General features: G+C 74.1%; 19 protein-coding genes. 11 read left to right on the top strand and 8 right to left on the bottom strand.

Features of this window, described 5'->3' with window-relative positions:
• Positions 1-20: 20 nt before the first annotated feature.
• Positions 21-2,303, bottom strand: coding sequence for an FdhF/YdeP family oxidoreductase (locus tag OG871_RS23910; protein WP_371499099.1), 2,283 nt, complete (start codon positions 2,301-2,303; stop codon positions 21-23).
• Positions 2,304-2,464: 161 nt separating this feature from the next.
• Between OG871_RS23910 and OG871_RS23915 the strand changes: the two genes are divergently transcribed.
• Positions 2,465-3,319, top strand: coding sequence for a hypothetical protein (locus OG871_RS23915; protein WP_371499101.1), 855 nt, complete (start codon positions 2,465-2,467; stop codon positions 3,317-3,319).
• Between the two features lie 54 nt (positions 3,320-3,373).
• Here OG871_RS23915 and OG871_RS23920 read toward each other — a convergent pair whose 3' ends face one another.
• Positions 3,374-4,384 carry an amino acid ABC transporter permease gene (locus OG871_RS23920; RefSeq protein WP_371499103.1) on the bottom strand — a complete coding sequence of 337 codons (1,011 nt, stop codon included), beginning with the start codon at positions 4,382-4,384 and terminating at the stop codon, positions 3,374-3,376.
• 590 nt (positions 4,385-4,974) lie between these two features.
• Between OG871_RS23920 and OG871_RS23925 the strand changes: the two genes are divergently transcribed.
• Genes OG871_RS23925 through OG871_RS23950 form a run of 6 tightly spaced genes read left to right on the top strand, consistent with a single transcriptional unit; the run spans position 4,975 to position 10,369 of the window.
• Positions 4,975-6,138, top strand: a complete 1,164-nt coding sequence (locus OG871_RS23925) for an LLM class flavin-dependent oxidoreductase (RefSeq protein WP_371499105.1) — start codon at positions 4,975-4,977, stop codon at positions 6,136-6,138.
• Positions 6,135-6,623 carry a GNAT family N-acetyltransferase gene (locus tag OG871_RS23930; RefSeq protein ID WP_371499106.1) on the top strand — a complete coding sequence of 163 codons (489 nt, stop codon included), beginning with the start codon at positions 6,135-6,137 and terminating at the stop codon, positions 6,621-6,623. The genes OG871_RS23925 and OG871_RS23930 overlap by 4 nt, the downstream gene beginning before the upstream one ends.
• Positions 6,624-6,636: 13 nt before the next feature.
• Complete coding sequence (locus tag OG871_RS23935; protein ID WP_371499108.1) at positions 6,637-7,572, top strand: ABC transporter substrate-binding protein; 936 nt, start codon at positions 6,637-6,639, stop codon at positions 7,570-7,572.
• A gap of 55 nt (positions 7,573-7,627) precedes the next feature.
• On the top strand, positions 7,628-8,593 hold the full coding sequence (locus OG871_RS23940; protein WP_371499110.1) for an amino acid ABC transporter permease: 966 nt from the start codon (positions 7,628-7,630) through the stop codon (positions 8,591-8,593).
• Complete coding sequence (locus OG871_RS23945) at positions 8,590-9,354, top strand: amino acid ABC transporter ATP-binding protein (protein ID WP_371499112.1); 765 nt, start codon at positions 8,590-8,592, stop codon at positions 9,352-9,354. Before OG871_RS23940 ends, OG871_RS23945 begins: the two co-directional genes overlap by 4 nt.
• A gap of 28 nt (positions 9,355-9,382) precedes the next feature.
• Complete coding sequence (locus OG871_RS23950; RefSeq protein ID WP_371499114.1) at positions 9,383-10,369, top strand: ABC transporter substrate-binding protein; 987 nt, start codon at positions 9,383-9,385, stop codon at positions 10,367-10,369.
• A 6-nt stretch (positions 10,370-10,375) separates the two neighbouring features.
• Here the strand turns inward: OG871_RS23950 and OG871_RS23955 are convergent, their stop codons facing one another.
• The 5 genes from OG871_RS23955 to OG871_RS23975 form a co-directional block, all read right to left on the bottom strand.
• The gene (locus OG871_RS23955) at positions 10,376-11,302 is read right to left on the bottom strand and encodes an STM4011 family radical SAM protein (RefSeq protein WP_371499115.1); all 927 of its coding nucleotides are present in this window, start codon (positions 11,300-11,302) and stop codon (positions 10,376-10,378) included.
• Positions 11,299-12,627, bottom strand: a complete 1,329-nt coding sequence (locus OG871_RS23960) for an STM4012 family radical SAM protein (protein WP_371499117.1) — start codon at positions 12,625-12,627, stop codon at positions 11,299-11,301. The genes OG871_RS23955 and OG871_RS23960 overlap by 4 nt, the downstream gene beginning before the upstream one ends.
• A complete protein-coding gene (locus tag OG871_RS23965; protein ID WP_371503403.1) occupies positions 12,624-13,445 on the bottom strand; it encodes an STM4013/SEN3800 family hydrolase in 822 nt (273 codons plus the stop codon). The genes OG871_RS23960 and OG871_RS23965 overlap by 4 nt, the downstream gene beginning before the upstream one ends.
• A gap of 17 nt (positions 13,446-13,462) precedes the next feature.
• Positions 13,463-14,620 (bottom strand): STM4014 family protein, encoded by a 1,158-nt coding sequence (locus tag OG871_RS23970; RefSeq protein WP_371499119.1) that lies wholly within the window; start codon positions 14,618-14,620, stop codon positions 13,463-13,465.
• 122 nt (positions 14,621-14,742) lie between these two features.
• Complete coding sequence (locus OG871_RS23975) at positions 14,743-15,696, bottom strand: STM4015 family protein (protein ID WP_371499121.1); 954 nt, start codon at positions 15,694-15,696, stop codon at positions 14,743-14,745.
• Positions 15,697-15,944: 248 nt separating this feature from the next.
• Here OG871_RS23975 and OG871_RS23980 point away from each other — a divergent pair, with 248 nt between their 5' ends.
• The 3 genes from OG871_RS23980 (at position 15,945) to OG871_RS23990 (ending at position 18,492) form a co-directional block, all read left to right on the top strand.
• Positions 15,945-16,271, top strand: coding sequence for a hypothetical protein (locus OG871_RS23980; protein WP_371499123.1), 327 nt, complete (start codon positions 15,945-15,947; stop codon positions 16,269-16,271).
• A 37-nt stretch (positions 16,272-16,308) separates the two neighbouring features.
• Entirely contained in the window at positions 16,309-17,451 is a 1,143-nt protein-coding gene (locus tag OG871_RS23985) for a DUF6745 domain-containing protein (RefSeq protein ID WP_371499125.1), read from the top strand.
• A gap of 189 nt (positions 17,452-17,640) precedes the next feature.
• Complete coding sequence (locus OG871_RS23990; protein ID WP_371499127.1) at positions 17,641-18,492, top strand: fumarylacetoacetate hydrolase family protein; 852 nt, start codon at positions 17,641-17,643, stop codon at positions 18,490-18,492.
• An 88-nt stretch (positions 18,493-18,580) separates the two neighbouring features.
• Here OG871_RS23990 and OG871_RS23995 read toward each other — a convergent pair whose 3' ends face one another.
• On the bottom strand, positions 18,581-19,381 hold the full coding sequence (locus OG871_RS23995) for a TetR/AcrR family transcriptional regulator (RefSeq protein WP_371499129.1): 801 nt from the start codon (positions 19,379-19,381) through the stop codon (positions 18,581-18,583).
• Between the two features lie 210 nt (positions 19,382-19,591).
• Between OG871_RS23995 and OG871_RS24000 the strand changes: the two genes are divergently transcribed.
• A complete protein-coding gene (locus tag OG871_RS24000; RefSeq protein ID WP_371499131.1) occupies positions 19,592-20,290 on the top strand; it encodes a rhomboid-like protein in 699 nt (232 codons plus the stop codon).
• Positions 20,291-20,388: the final 98 nt, after the last annotated feature.

The following is a 20,388-nucleotide window of genomic DNA, read 5'->3' on the forward strand; positions in this document are numbered from 1 at the left end:
TCGGAGGGCCAGGCCGTCGGTCAGATCCCGCTGTCCGGTTCGAACCGGACCACCACGGCCTTCGAGGTCGGGGTGTTGCTGATGTCGGCGGTGGAGTCCAACGGCACCAGCACGTTGGTCTCCGGGTAGTAGGCCGCCGCACCGCCCCGGGCGACCGGGTAGTGCACCACCCGGAAGTGCGGGGCCCGCCGCTCGACGCCGTCCCGCCACTCGCTCACCAGGTCCGTGTACGAGCCCTCGGCCAGCCCCAGCTCGGCCGCGTCCGCGGGGTTCACCAGGACCACCCGGCGTCCGCCGGTGATTCCCCGGTAGCGGTCGTCCAGGCCGTAGATCGTGGTGTTGTACTGGTCGTGCGAGCGCAGGGTCTGCAGCAGCAGCCGCCCGGCCGGCACCTCGGGCGCGGTGAGCGGGTTGACGGTGAAGTTCGCCCTGCCGGTCGCGGTCGGGAAGGTGCGGTGGTCGCGCGGGCCGTGCGGCAGCACGAAGCCGCCGGGGCGGCGGACCTTCTCGTTGAAGTCCTCGAAGCCGGGCACCACGCGCGAGATCCGGTCCCGGACCGTGTCGTAGGACTCGGCGAACTCCTCCCACGGCACCGGGTGCTGCGGGCCGAGCGCGGCCCGCGCCAGCCGGCAGACGATCGCGACCTCGGAGAGCAGGGTGTCGGACGGCGGCTTCAGCCCGCCGCGCGAGGAGTGCACCATGCTCATCGAGTCCTCGACGCTGACGAACTGGGCGCCGGCGGCGGTCCAGTCCCGGTCGGTGCGGCCCAGCGTGGGCAGGATCAGCGCGCGGGCGCCGGTGACCACGTGCGAGCGGTTGAGCTTGGTGGACACGTGCACGGTCAGCCGACAGTTGCGCATCGCGGCCTCGGTGGCCAGGGTGTCCGGGGTGGCGGCGACGAAGTTGCCGCCCATCGCGAAGAACACCCCGACCCGGCCGTCGCGCATCGCCCGGATGGTGTCCACCGAGTCCAGACCGTGCTCGCGCGGCGGCTCGAAGTCGAACTCCTTGCCCAGCGCGTCCAGGAAGGCGTTGCTCGGGCGCTCGAAGATGCCCATCGTGCGGTCGCCCTGCACGTTGCTGTGTCCGCGCACCGGGCAGACACCCGCGCCGGGGCGGCCGACGTTGCCGCGCAGCAGCAGGAAGTTGACCACCTCGCGGATGGTCGGCACGGCGTGCTTGTGCTGGGTCAGGCCCATCGCCCAGCAGACGATGATCTTGTCGGAGGCCAGCACCAGCCGGGCCAGCTCCTCGATCTGCTCCCAGGGCAGCCCGGTGGCGGCCAGCACCTCGGCGCGCTCGGTGGCGGCCGCCTCGGCGGCGAACTCCTCGTAGCCGTGGCAGTGCTCGGCGACGAACGCGTGGTCGACCCCGCCGTCGGCGGCCAGGACCAGCTGGTTCAGGGCGCGGAACAGCGCGAGGTCGCCGCCGAGCCGGATCTGCAGGAAGAGGTCGGTCAGCTTGGTGCCCGCACCGACCAGGCCGCGGGCGTTCTGCGGGTTCTTGAACCGCTCCAGCCCCGCCTCCGGCAGCGGGTTGACGCTGACGACCTTGGCGCCGGCCCGCTTGGCCCGCTCCAGTGCGGAGAGCATCCGCGGGTGGTTGGTGCCGGGGTTCTGGCCCGCGACGATGATCAGGTCGGCCTGGTAGAGGTCCTTGAGGTGGACGCTGCCCTTGCCGATGCCCAGCGTCTCGGTCAGCGCCGAGCCCGAGGACTCGTGGCACATGTTGGAGCAGTCGGGCAGGTTGTTGGTGCCCAGCTGCCGGGCGAACAGCTGGTAGACGAAGGCGGCCTCGTTGCTGGTCCGGCCCGAGGTGTAGAAGGCGGCGCCGTCCGGGGTGTCCAGCGCCTTCAGCTCGTCCGCGACGATGGCGAACGCCCGGTCCCAGGAGACCGGGACGTAGTGGTCGGCGCCCTCCTCCAGCAGCATCGGCTCGGTGAGGCGGCCCTGCTGGCCCAGCCAGTACCCGGACCGCTCGGCCAGCTCCGACACCGGGTGGGCGGCGAAGAACCCGGCGGTGATCCGGCGCTCGGTCGCCTCCTCGGCGACCGCCTTGGCGCCGTTCTCGCAGAACTCCGCGGTGTGGGTCTTCCCGGGCTCGGGCCACGCGCAGCCGGGGCAGTCGAAGCCGTCCGGCTGGTTGATCTTGCGCAGGGTGGCCAGCGTCCGCCGGGCGCTCATCTGCTCCCCGGCCATCTGCAGGCTCTTGGCGACGGCGGTCAGCCCGGCCGCCGCGTGCTTCGGGGCGCCCACCTCGGGCGCGTCCTGCACCGGGTCGCTCTGCGGGGCCTGCTTGGCCATGGCTGACACCTCCTGCTGGGTGGGGCCGCACCGTTGCCGTACCCCTGCCGCCCATCCTCGCACTGCGGCCGGCGGGGCGGAGGGGGTGGCACCGGTACGGCTCCGCGCGACAGAATTACCGATCATCCGTCCTGCCTGCTGCCCGAGGAGTGAGCCAGCCGATGCCGCCCACCGATGCGCCCCCGGGAGAGTTCGGACCCGCCGACGCAGAGCCCGCGGCCGTCCCCGAGGTACGGGCGCTGCTGATCCGGCTGCGCGCCGCCGCGCCGACCGCACGGACCGCCGACGGCTCCGCCCAGCTGCTGGAGGCGGTGGCCCGGGAGATGGTCGCCGAGCTCGGCCGGTACGACCGCCAGACCCTGTCCACCTGGCGGGAGGTGGCCCGGTGGCAGGGCGAGGCCGGCGACCCGGGCGCGGCGATCCACCTGCTGGAGCAGGTGATCCTCGACATGGCCCAGGCCCTGGGCACCGGGGACCCGGAGACCCTGAGCGCCCGGCTCGACCTGGCCGCCGAGGTCGGGCGGGCCGGCGACCCGGCCGCCGCCCTGCGGCGCCTGCACGAACTGCTGCCCGCCCTGACGGCGGCGGTCGGCGGCGACGACATCCGGGTGCTGCGGGCCCGGCTCGACCTGGCCGGCCACACCGTGGCGGTGGGCGACCTCGGCGGCGGGATCCAGCAGCTGGTTCAGCTGGTCCCGCAGATCCAGCAGCTCCTGGGCGAGGATCACCTGCTGCTGAGCGAGGCCCGGCTGACGCTCGGGCGGTACGTGCAGCGCTGGGGCCGTACCCCGGGGGCGCCGCCCGCGATCGGCTGGGTGGAGGCGGTGGCGGTGGTCCACCGGCTGACGGTCTGGGACTTCGACACCGACCGGGAGGCCCTGACCTGCGTCACCGAGCTGGAGCGCCGGACCGGCCTCAAGGGCCTGGCCGACCGGATCTACTCCGCGCCCGACCACCTGACGGCCGAGCAGGTCACCGCCCTTGCCCTCGGCAGGCCGGCAGGCGCGCCCGGCTGACCGGGCGCACCCGGGCCGGGCCGCGCGGGCCCGCGCCGGTGATCACCGGCGGGCTCAACTCGCGGCCCCTGCCTTGGCGTTCAGTCGGCGCCAGGTGGCCACGGCCCGCTGCAGCGGGGTCGGCGGCAGCCCGTCCCGGGTGGCGCCGCGGGCGTAGTGGCGCTCCAGGTAGTACTGGCCGACCGAGAGCACGCTGGTCACGCCGATGTACCAGAGCGTGGCGACCATCAGCAGCGGGATGACCTGGTACGTCTGGTTGTAGACGAGCTGCGCCGAGTAGAGCAGGTCCTGGACGGCCAGCACGCTGACGATCGAGGTGCCCTTGAGGGTGCCGATCAGCATGTTGCCGGCGGTCGGCACGATCGAGCGCATCGCCTGCGGCAGGACGATCCGGCGCAGCACCCGGCGCCGGCCGAGGCCGAGCGAGGCGGCGGCCTCCAACTGTCCCTGGTCGACCGAGAGGATGCCGCTGCGGACCACCTCGGCGGCGAACGCGGCCTCGTGCAGGGTGAGCCCGATCACGGCGGTCAGCACCGGGCCGAGCAGGTTGACGGTCTTCACGGTGAGGAACTCGGGGCCGAACGGGACGCCCACCCCGAGGTGCGGGTAGAGCGCGCCGATGTTGAACCAGAACAGCAGCTGGACCAGCAGCGGGGTCGCCCGGAACACCCAGACGAAGCCCCAGCTCAGCGAGGTGAGCACCGGGTTGTCGGACAGCCTGGCCAGGGCCAGCAGGGCACCCAGGGCGAAGCCGAGGACCATCACCAGGGCCGTCAGCCAGAGCGTCAGCAGCAGCCCGGTGGTGATCGAGGTGGTGGTGAGGTACTGGCCCACGACCTCCCACTGGAAGGCCCGGTTGCGGACCAGGGAGTTGAGCACCATGCCGAAGAGCAGCAGTGCGACCGCGGCGGCGACCAGCCGGCCGGGGCGGCGGCGCGGCACGATCGGCAGCCCGGCGGTGTCGGGGGCGCCGGTGTCGGGGGCGGCGGTCCGCGCGGACGGTTCGTCCCGGACAGGCGGCGGGGAGGGGGAGGTCGGGGGGAGGACGTCGGGCGGCGTGGCCATGGAGGGCTCCAGGTGCGGGCGGGCAGGCAGAGGACCGCTGTCCGTCACGCGCGTGGCCGAGTCCCTCAACACGGCCGGGAGACGGCACAGTTCGCCGGCTCCGCAGTACGCACTCACTCCGCCTCGATCGTACGCGGGTCCGGTCCGGGAGTGTCAAGGGCCGCCGGCTCGGGGACACCGGGTGCGGCGGGCCGGGGATCGTCCGTCCACCGGGCGGTAGTTGACGAAGTCCGAGGTTCGCTGCTCAACTTGCGCCATGAATGCCGAGCAGCGCCTGGTCACGCGCGGCCACATCGACTTCGGTCGGGTGTGGTCCGCGGCGTGTTGCGGCTGACCCGGCAGCGGGCCGCCTGACCGGCCCTGATCTCCTTCGGAGACCTCCCTCGGTTGCCCCGTCGCGGGCCGGGAAGCCGTCGCACCCGACGGATCGACAGGCGTGCGCTGCCGCCCCTCTCCTCCTCAGCTGACTCTCCGTCACACTCCGCTGTCCGACGGTTCCTCCCCGCCTCAGCCCGCGCCCCCGCACGCCCGTACGCCCCCGTGCCGGGGCCGGCCCCGGCGTGCCCGCGCCATCCAGGAAGGCCCGCACCATGCCCGTCGAGTTCCTCGGTATCGCCGCCACCGGCGACGGCTCGGAGACCACCCCCCGCACCACCGCGGCCTTCGACCGCGAGTACACCCTGCGCCTGGCCCGCGCCCATGAGGACCACGGCTGGGACCGGGTGCTGTTCGCCTACGGCGCCGGCGCGCCGGACCCGGCGCCGTCCGCCGCGTTCCTCGCCGCCAGGCTGGAGCGGCTGCAGATCCTGCTGGCGCACCGCCCCAACGTCTCGTACCCGACCTTCGCCGCGAAGACCTTCGCGACGCTCGACCGGATCAGCGACGGCCGGCTCACCGTGCACTTCATCACCGGCGGCAACGACCACGAGCAGCGGCGCGAGGGCGACTTCCTGACGAAGGACCAGCGCTACGCCCGCACCCGCGAGTACATCGGCATCGTCAAGAAGGCCTGGACCTCGCACGAGCCCTTCGACCACGAGGGCGAGCACTACCGGTTCAACGACTTCGTCTCGGACGTGTTCCCCGTCCAGCAGCCCAGGCCGAACGTCTCCTTCGGCGGGTCCTCCCCGGCCGCCTACGCGGCCGGCGGGGCCGAGGCGGACGTGTTCTGCCTGTGGGGCGAGCCGCTGGCCGCCACGGCCGAGCAGATCGAGCGGGTCCGGGAGGCCGCCGTGGCGGCCGGCCGGACCGACACCCCGCGGATCCAGGTCGCGTTCCGCCCGATCATCGCCCCGACCGAGGAGCTGGCCTGGGAGAAGGCGCACCGCACGGTCGACGCGATCAAGGCGCGGAAGGCCGGCGGCGACCTGGTCCGCCGCCGGCCCGCCGGCGGACCGGAGAACACCGGCTCGCAGCGCCTGATCGAGATCGCCGAGCGGGGCGAACGCTACGACCGCGCGCTGTGGACCCCGACCGCCGCGGCCACCGGCGGCGCCGGCAACTCCAACGCGCTGGTCGGCACGCCGGAGACGGTCGCCCAGGCCCTGCTGGACTACTACGACCTCGGCGTGGAGATCCTCTCCGCCCGGGGCTACGACCTGATCGGCGACGCCGTCGACTTCGGCCGGCACGTCATCCCGATCGTCCGCGAGGAGGTCGCCAGGCGGGACGCGGCCAAGGCCGCCCGGCTCGCCGCCGAGCACGGGGCGGCGCGGCGGCGGGACCGGCAGCAGCCGGTCGGGGTGCGGGCATGACCACCCCGCTGGTCGAGGTCAGACGGGTCCGGCTCGGCGACCCGCTGACCGAACCGCTGGTCCGCGAGCTCACCGAGGAGTACGTCACCCGGTACGGCCCGGGCGGCCGCCAGGAGATGTCCCGCTACTCCGCCGCCGAGTTCGCCCCGCCGCACGGCCTGCTGCTGCTCCTGCTGGCGGGCGGCGAGCCGGTGGCCGGTGGCGCGTACCGGCGCTACGACGAGTCCACCGCCGAGGTGAAGCGGATGTGGACGCACTCGGCGCACCGCCGCCGGGGGCTGGCCCGCCGGGTGCTGGCCGAGTTGGAGGCGGCCGCCGCGGCGGCCGGCTACCGGCGGATCCACCTCACCACCGGCCCGCGCCAGCCCGAGGCCAAGGGGCTCTACCTGGCCACCGGCTACACCCCGCTGTTCGACCCGGCGGCGGATCCGGCACCGGCCTTCGGCCCGCTGCCGTTCGAGAAGAACCTCACCGCACACCACTGAGAGGCACAGCCCCGTGAGACGCGCACTCCCCGCAGTCCTGGCCGCCGCCACCGCCGTGGTCCTGGCCGGCTGCAGCCCGGCCCCGGCGTCCTCCTCGCCCCGTGCTCCGGGAGCCTCCGCCGTCGCCGCGGCGAGCCAGGACGTGGTCGCGGCCGAGCAGAAGGTGGACTCGATCGCGGCGCTGCTGCCGGAGGAGGTCCGCACGGCGGGCACCCTCAGGCTCGGCGGCGCCGGCGGCGCGCCGCCGAGCGCGTTCTACCCGGACCCGGCCACCAGGAAGGCGGCGGGGATCGACGTGGACTTCGCGGACGCGGTGGCCAAGGTCCTCGGCATCACCATCCAGCGCGAGGAGGCGTCCTTCGAGACCATCCTCCCGGCGCTGGACAGCGGCAAGTACGACGTGGGCACCGGCAACTTCGGCGTCACCACCGCCCGGCTGAGGACCATCGACTTCGTCACCTACATCGACGACGGCCAGGGCTTCGCGGTGAAGAAGGACAACACCGCGATCCAGCCGGTCACCGACCTGGTCCAGCTCTGCGGCCTGACCATCGGCACCGGTGTCGGCACCACCTTCGAGACCACGCTCAACACCAGGAAGAACGTCTGCACCGACGCCGGGAGGAAGCCGTACGAGGTGCGGGCCTTCGCGGACAGCGGCGCGGTGCTGACCGGCCTCCAGCAGGGGCGGGTCGACGTGGTGATGTCCACCATCAACGGCCTGCGCTACCAGGCCGGCCAGGAGGCGTCCGGGACGAGGTTCCTGGGCGAGTTCCACCGGCTCGACGTCGGCTTCGCGTTCAAGAAGGGTTCGGCGCTGACCCCGGCCTTCCAGGCCGCCGTCAACCAGCTGATCAAGGACGGCACCTACACCAGGATCCTCCGGAAGTGGGGCACCGCCGACTCGGCGATCACCGAGTCGAGGATCAGCCCGCCCGAGCACCCGTGATCCCGTGTCAGCCCCCGCCGGCCGGCAGCCGGCCCCAACGGAGGAATCGGCCACCATGACCGTCACCACCACCGCCACACCGCCCACGGCCAGGTCCGACGCCCTGGCCGGCCTGAAGGTCGTCCCCGCCCGGCACCCCTGGCGCTGGCTCGCCGGCGCCGCCGCCGTCGTGCTGGTCGCCCAGTTCCTGCACGGGCTGGCCACCAACCCCGGCTGGGACTGGGAGACCTTCAACGCCTTCCTGACCACCGACAGCATCCTGCGGGCCGTCTGGACCACGCTCCAACTCACCTTCTACGGAACGGTCCTGGGCTTCGCGCTGGGTGCGGTCGTCGCCGCGCTGCGGCTCTCGCCCAGCCCGATCCTGCGGACCATCGCCTGGACGTACATCTGGGCCTTCCGGTCGATCCCGCTGATCGTCCAGCTGGTCTTCTGGTTCAACCTGTCCTATCTCTACAAGCGGCTCGGCGTCGGCATCCCGTTCGGCCCCACCGTCTGGCACTTCGAGACCATGGACGTGCTCGGGGCGCTGGGCGCCGCCGTCCTCGGGCTGGCGCTGCACCAGGCCGCGTACGCCGCCGAGATCATCCGGGCCGGCGTCATCTCGGTCGACGCCGGACAGCTGGAGGCCGCCGCCGCGCTCGGCATCCCGCGGCTGCGGCAGGCCTGGCGGATCATCCTGCCGCAGGCCATGCGCGGCATCCTGCCGAACGCCGCCAACGAGGTGATCTCGCTCTTCAAGGGCACCTCGATCGTCTACGTGATGGCGATCGGCGAGCTGTTCTACCAGGTGCAGGTGGTCTACGGCCGGACCGGCCGGGTGGTCCCGCTGCTGATGGTGGCGACCGCCTGGTACGTGCTGCTGACCACCCTGCTGTCGATCGGCCAGTACTACATCGAGCGGTACTTCGCCCGGGGCGCCGAGCGCACCCCGCCGCCGACCCCGTTCCGGCGCGCCCGCGCCTTCGTCCGCCAGATCCAGGAGAGCCGGCTCTCCGCACCCCCGGGAGGCCGTTCATGACCACGACCATGGTGGACGTCCGCGGCGTCCACAAGAGCTTCGGCCGGCTCGAGGTGCTGCGCGGGGTCGACCTGCAGGCCGAGGCCGGCTCGGTGACGGTGATCCTCGGGCCGTCCGGATCCGGGAAGTCCACCCTGCTGCGGGCCATCAACCACCTGGAGAAGCTCGACCGCGGCTATGTCGCGATCGACGGGGAGCTGATCGGCTACCGCCGCGCCGGCGACCGGCTGTACGAGCTCAAGGAGCGCGAGGTGCTGCGCCAGCGCACCCACCTCGGCTTCGTCTTCCAGAACTTCAACCTGTTCCCGCACCTCACCGTGCTGGAGAACCTGGTGGAGGCCCCGGTCAGCGCGCTCGGGGTGCCCAAGGCCGAGGCCCGGGCCCGGGCGCTCGACCTGCTCGCCCGGGTCGGCCTGGCCGACAAGGCGGACGCCTACCCGCGCCGGCTCTCCGGCGGCCAGCAGCAGCGGGTCGCGATCGCCCGGGCACTGGCGCTGGAACCCAAGGTGCTGCTGTTCGACGAGCCCACCTCGGCGCTCGACCCCGAACTGGTCGGCGAGGTGCTGGACGTCATCAAGGACCTGGCCCACAGCGGCACCACCATGATCGTGGTCACCCATGAGATCGGCTTCGCCCGCGAGGTGGCGGACACCGTGGTCTTCATGGACGGCGGGCTGGTGGTCGAACAGGGCCCGCCCGCCGAGGTCCTGGACGACCCCCAGCACGAGCGCACCCGCGCCTTCCTCTCCAAGGTCCTGTAACCACCCCTGCCCCGAACGGAGTTCCGCCATGTCCCTACCCCGTCGCGCCCTCGTCGTCGCCGCCGCCGCCCTGTCCGCCGCCCTGGTGCTCGGTGCCTGCGGCTCGTCCTCGGACGCCTCCGCCGACCTCGGCGGCACCAAGGGCAGCGTGGCGCCGAACGGAGTCACGGTGAACCTGACGGCCGACCAGAAGAGAGTCACCACCACCAAGGTGGACGCGATCGCCGCCCTCGTCCCCGAGGAGATCAGGAAGAGCGGCACCCTCCGGGTGGTCGACTCCCTGGGCACCGTGCCGCCCCTGGACTTCCACGCCACCGACGACCGGACCGTCATCGGCGCCGAACCGGACCTGGCGTACCTGATCGGCGACGTGCTCGGGCTCAAGGTCGAGCTCAACCCGGTCTCCTGGGAGAACGTCTTCGTCGGCCTGGACAGCGGCAAGTACGACGTCGGCATCACCAACATCACGGTGACCGAGGCCCGCAAGGAGAAGTACGACTTCGCCACCTACCGGCTGGACATCCTCGGGTTCGAGGCCCGGAAGGGCTCCGGCTGGAAGATCGCCGGGCCCGGGGACGTGGCGGGTCACACCATCGCCGTCGCCTCCGGCACCAACCAGGAGAAGCTGCTGATCGCCTGGAACGAGGCGAACGTCAAGGCCGGTCTGAAGCCGGTCGACATCAAGTACTTCCAGAACTCCTCCGACTACTACCTGGCGCTCTCCTCCGGCCGGATCGACGCCTACCTCGGCCCCAACCCGACCTCCGCCTTCCACGCGGCGCAGACCGGCGAGACCGAGGTGATCGGTACCTACTCCGGGGCGGGCGACCAGGTCCTGGGCAAGATCGCCGCCACCACGAAGAAGGACAACGGCCTGGTCAAGGCGTTGAACGAGGCCGTCAACGAGGTTGTCAGGAACGGCACCTACGGCCAGGTGCTGAAGCGCTGGGGCCTGGAGAACGAGGCCGTCCAGACCTCCGAGATCAACCCGCCCGGACTGCCCAGGACCGGCTGACGCCCGTCACACCGGCGCTTCGCCGGGGGCGGACCGGCCCGGGGCGTACGGGATGCGCTCCAGGACGCCGCCGGCGAAGACGTCGTAGAGCGGCAGGGTCTCCAGGTGCACGTAGCCGATGTGGCAGTCGCAGACCGGCAGCGGGCACGGGCGCGGCCGCAACTGCGCCCGGTAGGAGCCGTCGTAGAGGTTGCCGAGCGGCGGGCGCACGAAGTGGCAGCGGCGGACCGTGCCGTCCCCGTCGACCGAGACGACGGACTCGCCGGTGCGGCAGGGCCGCCCGCCGCTGGGGTGCGGGTCGCGGCTGTAGCCGAAGAGCGGGTCGAGGGCCGTCCACCCGGCGGCCTCGGGGTCGGTGTAGGTCCGGCCGTCGGCCGCGTTGATCCACAGGTAGACCTCGGGCGGCAGTTCGGCGCGCAGGCGCCGGGCCGGTGCCAGGTGCTCGGGCTCGCCGACCACGCCGACGCTGTACCTGGCGCCGAGCGCGGTCAGCTCCCGGCACCTGGCGAGGAAGCGCTCGTGGGTCACCTGGCCCGGGTGGTAGGTGATCCAGAACGCCAGGGTGTCCAGGTCGGCGTCGGCCAGCCAGTCGGTGCGGCAGCTGAAGTTGGTCTGGATCGCCACCCGCCGCACGTGCGGCAGCCGGCTCAGCTCCGCCAGGGCGCGCCGGTACCAGGAGCGGACCAGGCCCTCGCCCCACGGGGTGAACAGCAGCGAGAGGGTGTCGCCGCGCTGCCCGGCCGCCCAGGCGGCGAACCGCTCCAGGGCGGCCCGGTCGGCCCGCAGCTGGGCCGGGGTGTCCCGCCGCTTAGCGAACGGGCAGTAGGGGCAGTCGTAGTCGCAGGAGGCGAGCGGGCCGCGGTACAGGACGGTCAGGTCGAGCGGCTCCGGCGCCGCGGCGGCCTGGCCCGGCAGGCCCAGGAAGACCGTCATTTCGCCTCGTAGGCGGCCATCCGGGCGCGGACCTCGGCCGAGAACAGCAGCGGGCCGATCGCGTCGGAGTACGCCAGGCCCTCGGGGGTGAGCGCGAGGCGCGGGCCGGTCCGGTCGAGCCAGCCGCGGCTGTCCAGCTCGGCCAGCTCGACGGGGAAGTGCTCGGCCGGTCCGCCGCCGAACCGCGCGCGGTAGTCGGCGAGTTCGAGGCCGTCGGCCTGCAGCAGCGACTGGATCAGGTGTCGGCGACGGGCCTCGTCCCGGTTCATCGGGTGGCCGTGCTCGGCGTGCCCGAAGCCCTCGGTGGCCACGTAGTCGTCGATGATGCCGCGGACCTCGGTCGCGTTGACCGCGTAGTCGAAGGAGTAGTGCAGCCGGGAGGTGTACGAGCGGGCGCCGCAGCCGAGGCCGACCATGCCGTCGGTCTGGCAGGCGTACTCGCCGTCGCCCGCGGCGGGGGAGTCGAGCCGGCGGAACATCCGCATCGACACCTGCCGGTACCCGTTGGCCAGCAGGTGGTCGCGGCCGGCGCGGTAGAGGGCGAGGCGCTGGGCGTCCCAGCCTGCCCCGGACTCCTCGGCCGGGCGCCGGCCCAGGCCGGTCAGCGGCCGGACGTACAGCGGGTAGAGGTACAGCTCCTCCGGCCGCCAGGCCAGGGCCGCGTCGAGCGAGCGCAGCCAGCTGGCCCCGGTCTGGCCGTCGATGCCGTAGATCAGGTCGATGTTCAGCACCGGGAAGCCGGCCGCCCGGATCCGGCCGAGCGCGGCCTCCACGGCGGCCCGCTTCTGCGGGCGGACGGCCGAGCGGGCCTCCTCGTCCAGGAACGACTGGACGCCCAGACTGAGCCGGGTGGTGCCGCGCTCGGCGAGCACCGCCAGCCGGTCGGCCGTCGAGGTGTCGGGGGAGGCCTCCACGGAGAGCGGCACCGCGCGCAGGTCGACGCCCATCCGCCGCTCGGCGATGTCGCACAGCCGTTCCAGCTCGGCGGCGGTGAGATAGGTCGGGGTACCGCCGCCGAAGGCCGCCAGCGCGAACCGGGCGCCGCCGTCCAGGGCCTCCCGGACGGCGCCGGCCTGCCGCTCCAGCGCGTCCAGGTAGGCGGTGGTCAGGCCCTCGGGGCTGCCGATCCGGGTGAACAGGTTGCAGAAGCCGCAGCGCACCTCGCAGAACGGGATGTGCAGGTAGAGCGAGAGCGCGTGCTGCGGCTCGCCCGCCCACAGCTCGCGCAGGGCCGGGCGCTCGGGCAGCGGCCGGTAGGCGGTCTTGTGCGGGTACGCGTAGACGTACGACTGGTACGGCCGCGGGGGCTCGACGGCGGTGGTCATGCGGCGGGCCCTTCGGCGGCGGGGAGGGTGAAGTGGGCGTAGGGGACGGTCCAGACCACCTCGTGGCCGATCCGGTGGCCGGTGTACCCGTCCTCGCCGTACGCGGTGCCGTGGTCGGAGCAGACGATCGCGAAGCACGGGCGGCGGCGGCTCATCGCGGTGAACAGCCGGCCGATGTGCGCGTCCACGTACTCCAGCGCGGCGGCGTGGCTGGCCCGGGTGTCGCCGCTCTCGCGGGTGGCGCCGGGCAGGTGGAACCAGTTCGGCTGGTGCAGCGCGGAGACGTTGAGGAAGAGGAACAGCGGCTGCCCGTCCGGCTGCCGCGCGGCGACCTGCTCCGCCCGGGCCACCTGGGCCTCGAACGAGGTCGGCGAGGGCACGCCCATCTCCGGCGCCCAGTGGCTCTCCTGGAACAGGCCGGGCAGGACCGAGCCCAGCGGGCCCTGCTTGTTGAAGAAGCCGACCCCGCCGATACAGACCGTCCGGTACCCGGCGGCGGCCAGCGCGGACGGCAGGTCGGCGGTGTCGAAGACCCAGGTGCGCCGCTCGGTGGTCTCCGACCCGGCGAACCGGGCCGCGAACAGCCGGGGGTGCGGCCCGTCCGGGCTCGCCGGAGTGGGCAGGAAGCCGGCCAGGATCGCCTGGTGGGAGGCGTAGGTGAAGCTGCCGGGGGAGTGCCGGCGCTCCCAGCGGCCGCCGGGCAGGACGGCGGCCAGGTGCGGGATCCGCCCGGCGGCGGCGAGTTCCTCGGCCACGTCGAAGCGCAGTGTGTCGAGGGTGACCAGGAGCAGGTCGTGGCTGCCGACCACCTGGTGCATGTCGGGTATGTGAGCGGTCATCGCGGGGCTCCGGTCGGTGGTGCGGGGTGGTGCCGGTGGGCCGGCAGGGCGGCGATCTGGGCGCCGTAGGTGTCCAGGCCCTCGGCCGGCCCGCCGGGCAGGCCCGTCAGCCCGGGCAGCAGGTCGCCGAAGGCGTTCACCTCGCCGACCAGGCCGCGCCGCCAGCCGGCCACCGGCAGCAGGTCGACACCGACCATGGGGGAGCGGGGGAAGCAGGCCGCGGCCCGCTCGGCGGTCTCCAGCAGGCCGGGCCAGGCCGGGCCCGCCGCCGCGCGGACGAGTTCGGTGTCCCCCCGGGCGCCACCGAGGTGCAGGTTGGTCATCGGGTGGGTGCTGGTGCGCACCACGACGTGGGTCGCCCGGCCGGCGACCACCACCACCCGCAGGTCGGCGGACCGGCCCTGCTGGGACGCCTTGGGCACCCACTGCTCGACGTGCAGCCCGTCCGGCGCGAGCAGGTCGACCAGGGTCGCGACCTCCGACGGGGAGCGGTAGCGGCGCACCCGCAGCGAGTTGTACAGCCGCCCGTCCGCCAGCTCGACCGAGGTGGTGGCCAGGACCTGCCCGCGCGGGCCGAACTCCAGCGCCACCACCCCGGAGGCGGAGGAGCCGTGGGCGGGCTTGAGGAACACCCGGCGCAGCCCGGCCGTGGCCAGCCGTTCCGTCAACTCGGCCCAGCCGGACGGGCTCGGGCCCGGCAGGGCGCGCGGCACCGGCACCCCGGCGCCGTCCAGCAGCCGGTGCGCCCGGCGCTTGTCGAACATCACGGCGATCTCGGCCGGCTCCCCCAGCAGCCGGGCCCCCGGTGCCTCCCGGACCGCCCCGGCCAGCCGGTCGAGCGCGGCCGTCAGCCCGGCGTACCAGGCCGCGCCGCCCTCCACCCGGGTCGGTGCCCAGCCGGCGCCGAGCGCGGGGCCGCGCAGCAGCCGGTCGACCGTCCCGTCCTCGCCGGGGGACTCGATCCGCAGCAGCGTGCCGGGGGCGATCCGGTACGTGCCGCGCAGCGCGTCCTGCCAGGGCAGGACGGCCGGCTCGGGCAGCCCGGCGGCCCGGGCCGCAGCGGCGAACAGGGCGATCCGCCGGTGGCCCGGGTTGCCGAGGACCGTCAGCGCGGGCGCGGGCGCGGGCAGCGGGCCGGGAGCGGTGAGCGTCATGGGGTGCGGGGTCCGTTACGGTCGACGGACATGCGCTGCTCCTCGGTGCGGCGGGCGGAGTGAAGGAACTGTCTACCAGGCCCGGGCGACGACGCGGCGCCCGGGCGAGGCCTGCCGGCGGGTCACTCGGAGACCGCCACGTACCGCCACCGCTCGTCCGGCTTCCCGCCGCCGGAGAGGTCGATCTCCACACCGGGCAGGGCCTCGGTGAGCCGCTGCTGCATCTGCTCGGTGAGGTAGTGGTGGTGCAGGTCCAGCGTCCGCAGGTGGGTGAGCGGCTGGCCCTCCAGCAGGGCGCCGGCGCCCTCGTCGGTGAGCATCCCCATGGATAGGCCGAGGCGCTCCAGCCGGGCGACCACCGGTGCCTGAGCGACGGCGGCGGCGATCGCGTCCTGGGCGAGGCTGTCGAGCAGACCGAGCCGGCGCAGCGCGGGCAGCCGCGCCCCGTCCAGGATCGGGCCGAGGTCCTCGAGCGTGGCGTCCCCGCCGTACTGGTCGACCCCGAGCCAGAGCTCCAGCTCCTCCAGCGCGGGGAGGTCGCAGGCGCCGACGGCCCGGACCACCGAGCCGGGCAGACCGCCGGACTCGAACCGCAGCACCCGCAGCGCCGGGTGCCGGACGGGCTGCACCGTCAGGCCGCCGTTGCCGTCCCAGTCCTCGCTGGAGCCACGGACCACCAGCTCCTCCAACGCCGGGAACGCCGTCAGGAACGGCGTCACGTCGGACTGCTGGATCCAGGAGATCTCGCACTCCTCGAAGGTGACCTCGCCGAAGAACAGCGCCCGCAGCGCGGGCAGCCGCCCGGCGCTCTCCGTGATCAGGCGGACGGTGTCCTGCGCGGGCTCCTGCTCCTCCTGCCACCAGGAGCCGACCACGACCGCACGCACCCGGTCGGCGTCCACCGTGTCGAGGAACTGCTCCCAGCGCTGCCTGAAGGTCTCCTCGGACTCGTACTCGAGGCCGATCTTCCAGGCGACCGCGGCCGCGTCGGGCAGCTCCGCCTTCTCGTCCAGAGCGGGGACGAGGTCGAAGACCGGGAGGCCGTGGAAGTGCTCGATGTGCTGGGAGATGGCCATGCGCTGCTCCTGTGGCTGGGCGGGGTCGGACCTGTCTACCAGGCCCGGCCGACAGCCGCTCGACCGGGCGGGACCTACCGGCGGGTCACCTGGCGACGAAGCCGGGCCGAAGGCCGGCAGGCCCTCGAAAGCACCGGGGCGCGGGGCGGCCGCCGTGCGCCGCGTCGCGGGGAACGGGTTGTCAGACCGGCGCCCTAGCTTTCGGGGAGTGCATCCGACACCCCGTCGGAGCAACCGCGGGAGGCCTGATGTACCGCCAGGGTGACGTGCTGATCGTGCCGGTCGAGGAGAGCGCCGTGCCCTCCGTGGTGGCCGGGCTGCCGGCGCGGCCGCGCGATCCGCGGGGTCGGCTCGTGCTGGCCCTCGGTGAGGTGACCGGGCACGCGCACGCCGTGGTCGGCCCGGGTGAACTGCGCCGGGAGGCAGGTCCGTTCGGCACCGCGTGGCTGCGGCTGCCGGAGGGCGGCCGGGTGGTGCACGAGGAGCACGCGGTGATCGCGCTGCCCAAGGGCTGGTACCGGGTGGTGCGCCAGCGCGAGTACACCCCGGGCGCCGTCCGGGTCGTGGCGGACTGAGCAGCCGGTGACCGGCGATACGGAACGGAGAGATCCGATGGTGGTTCAGCAGCTGTCCTCGCCCCGCGAGGCGGTGGCCCGCTGGCGCGAGGTCGCGGCGGGCACCGGCCCCGCCGACCGGCCCGCGGTCGAGCGGGCGGTCCGCGCGGCCTACCGGGCGGCGGGCCTGGCCGAGCCCTCGGCCGTGCTGTGGTTCGGCTCGCCGCTGGAGGCGGCGCTCGCCGCGCTGGCGCTGCGCGGCACCGCGCCCGAGGGCCTGCCGCTCGGCCCGGCGGCGGCCGCGCCGGCCACGGCCGGCGTGCGGCCCGGCGGCGCGGTGAGTGTCCGGGAGGCGATCCGGACCCGCCCGTGGGAGGCCGCCCGGGAGCGGGTGCACGCCGACCTGGGCGCGTCCGGCTGGGCTGAGCTGTGGGCGCTGACCGGCGGCGAGCTGTGGCCGCAGACCCGCGCCCTGTCCGGCCGGATCCGGGACGCGGTGCTCGACCGGCTGGCGCCGGCCCCGACCGAGGACGACGAGCAGGAGGTCCGGGACCGGGCCCGCCCCGCCCGCGCCGCCGTCCGCCTCGCCCTGCTGGACGGCGTGCTCGGCCCGCACGACGCCCCCTGGCTGGCGGCCTTCGACGCCGTCGGCGCCCTCGGCGCGCTGGCGCCGCTGGCCGAGATCGCGGCGGGCGCCGGCTGGTGGTGGCCGTACGAGGGGGTGGCCCTGGTCTGCGAGCGCCCCACCGAGCTGCACCGCGACGAGGCCGGCCGCCTCGACCGGGCGGACGGCCCCGCCCTGGCCTACCCGGACGGCTTCGCGCTGCACGCCTGGCGCGGCATGCCGGTCCCGCCGGAGTTCCTCGACGGCCTGGCCGGCGTCACCCCGGAGCGGATCCGGGCCGAGGAGAACGCCGAGCTGCGCCGGGTGATGCTGGAGTACTACGGCTACGAGCGCTACCTGGCCGACTCCGGCGCCGAGCCGCTGCACCGGGACGAGACCGGGGTGCTGTGGCGGATCCAGCTGCCCGACGACGAGCCGGTGGTGATGGTCGAGGTGGTGAACTCCACCGCCGAGCCCGACGGCACCTTCCGCACCTACTGGCTGCGGGTGCCGCCGAGCACCCGTACCGCCCGGGCCGGGGTGGCCTGGACGTTCGGGGTGTCCGAGGCGGACTACCGGCCGCAGCGCGAAACCTGATCGGCGGCGGGTTGTCAAGGGTGCGGCCACCTGATTCGGCGCCCCACCGACCTGTACGGATTGATAGGAATTCGCCGAGAGCCACCCACTGGTTCGCAGGTCGAAGACGTTGATATACCTCGGACGCATAGGACGGGAGAGGTGTGCGGCCTCCCCGTCGAGATGCGACGAACCAGGTGGTGATGGGCAGTGAAGCTCCTCCGTGTGGGCCCCGCGGGCGCCGAGCGTCCGGTGGTGCTCGGCCGGGACGGCGCCGCGTACGACCTCTCCGGCCGTACCGCCGACATCGACGGCGCCTTCCTCTCCGGCCTGGACCGGGCCGGGCTGGACGCGGCCGTGGAGGCCGGCGAGCTGCCGCGGACGGACATCGGGGGGCAGCGGATCGGCGCCCCGGTGGCCCGGCCCGGCAAGGTGGTCGGCATCGGTCTGAACTACCGGGACCACGCCGCCGAGGCGGGCGCCCAGCTCCCCGAGGAGCCGGTGGTCTTCCTCAAACCGAGCAACACCGTGGTCGGCCCCGAGGACGAGGTCCTGGTGCCGCGCGGCAGCGAGAAGACCGACTACGAGGTGGAGCTGGCCGTGGTGATCGGCCGCACCGCCCGGTACCTGGAGAGCCACCGGGCGGCCGCCGAGGTGATCGCCGGCTACGCGGCGGTCAACGACGTGACCGAGCGGGCGTTCCAGTTCGAGCGCGGCGGCCAGTGGGACAAGGGCAAGTCGGCCGAGACCTTCACCCCGCTGGGCCCCTGGCTGGTCACCCCGGACGAGGTCGGCGACCCGCAGGCGCTCGGGCTCAGGCTCTGGGTGAACGGGCGGCTCCGGCAGGACGGCACCACCGCCGAGATGGTGTTCCCGGTGCTGGAGATCGTCCGCTACCTGTCGCAGTTCATGGTGCTCGAACCGGGCGACGTGATCATCACCGGCACCCCGGCCGGCGTGACGCTGGGCCACCCCGGTACGCCGTTCCTGCGCCCGGCCGACGTGGTCGAGCTGGAGGTCGACGGCCTCGGACGGCAGCGGCAGGTGCTCGCAAAGGCCTGACCGGCCCGCTCAGCGGCCGGCCCGCCCGCGCGGACCTGCCGCGACCCGGCCCTGGCACGGGGTCGGGCCGCCGCCGCCGCGGAGCGCCTCAGGGTGCGCGCAGGCCCCGCAGCCGCGCGATCAGCGCATCCGCCGACCCGCCCGGCGGCTCCAGCTCCAGCAGCCCGGCCAGCATCCGGGCCGTCTGCGGATCGTGTCCCGCGGTGGCCGCGCTCATCGCCACGAACTGGTCGACCAGCCAGTCCCGGAGGGAGTCTGGAGGGATCTGGCGCCCCTCGTCCAGCCAGCTCAGCGCCGAGGCCTCCACCACCGAGATCCACGACCGGACCAGCAGGGTCACCCTCGGCCCGGCGTCCCGCACCCCGAGGTGGCGCAGCGTGCGCCTGAGCGCCGCCCGGCGCACGTCGTCGACGATCGCCGAGGTCCGTGCCGTCTCCACCACCGAGCCGCCGCGCAGCAGCGCGCCGTAGCCGGCGTCGTGGTCGGCGACGAAGTCGAAGTACCGGTCCAGCACCGCCGCCAGCTGCTCGGTCGGGGCGCCCCGGGGCGGTACCCGGAACCGGCTGGTCAGCTCCTCGGCCGCGGTGCGCAGCGCGGCCTCGTACAGCTGCTGCTTGCCGCCCGCGAAGTACCGGTAGACCAGGGGCCGGGAGGCTCCGGCGGCCTCGGCCACGTCGTCCAGGCTGACCTCCTCCGGCGGGCGCGAGCCGAACAGCTCCAGTGCGACGGCGATCAGCTGCTCCCGGCGCTGCTGCACGGGCAGCCGGCGGTACCCGGACCGCCGCGGCCGCTCCCCCGCCGAGCCGGCGGCGGGGGCCGCGGAGTCGGCGGAGTGGACGGGGTTCGGGGAGCCGGCCGGAGAGGTGGGAGGTGCTGAGGGCGCTGCCATGCCGGTCAGCGTAGTGCTCCGGGGTCCGTTCCGGAGGGGGCGGGAGCGGGTGATCAGGACCCGCCCGGCCCGGCGGGTCGCCGGTCGGCGGCGCCGCCCACCGCCGCATCATGTGACAGGGCGTCAGGCGGTGGTGGGCGGAGGAGCGGCGGTATGCGGCGGAGGTCCGGGTGGCACCGGGGGACCCGCCCGTCCGGCCGTGCCCGTGCCGTGCGCGTGTGGGCCGGGCGGGCCCTGCGCGCGGTGTGGCGGTGGATCCGTGCGGCGCCGGGGACGTACGTCTGGCTGCTGCTGCTCGCGATCACCAGCCTGATCGTCACCAGGATGGAGCCGAGCAGCCTGGACTGGTTCCTCGCCAGGCGCAGCACCAATCTCGAGCAGCTCCGCAGCCGTCCGATCCATGCCCTGGTGGCCAGTGCGCTCTGGACCGAACAGGCCGACTTCCTCTTCTACTTCGTGGTCTTCCACCTCTTCCACGTCCCGGCCGAGCGGTGGTTGGGCACCGCCCGCTGGCTCACCGTCGCGCTCACCGCGCACGTACTGGCCACCCTGATCTCGGAGGGCGTGGTCGCCGTGGGCGTCGGCACCGGGCGGCTGCCGGCGAGCATGGCGGACACCGTGGACGTCGGGGTGTCCTACGCCCTGGCCGGCGTGGAGGGGGTGCTCACCTACCGCTTCGCCGGTCGCTGGCGGCTGCTGTACGGCGGCGCCCTGATCGTGTTCTACCTGGTGCCGTTGGTCAGGTCGCACACGTTCACCGACATCGGGCACTTCTGCTCGGTGCTGATCGGTCTGTGCTTCCACCCGTTCACCGTCGGCCGTCCCACCTGGGATCCGGTCCGGGCCTGGCGCTCCTGGCGGCGCCGCCGGCGGACGCCGCCCGGCCCCGCACCGGCCGACGGGCGGTGACCGGACCGGCCGTCAGCCCGCCACCGGAGGAGGCGTTCCCCGCGAACCGTGGGTCGGGAAGGTCTTGAAATTGCGACCGGCTACGAAAAGATGGCCGG

Origin of the sequence: Kitasatospora sp. NBC_00374 (genome assembly GCF_041434935.1) — a bacterium.
GTDB lineage: Bacteria > Actinomycetota > Actinomycetes > Streptomycetales > Streptomycetaceae > Kitasatospora.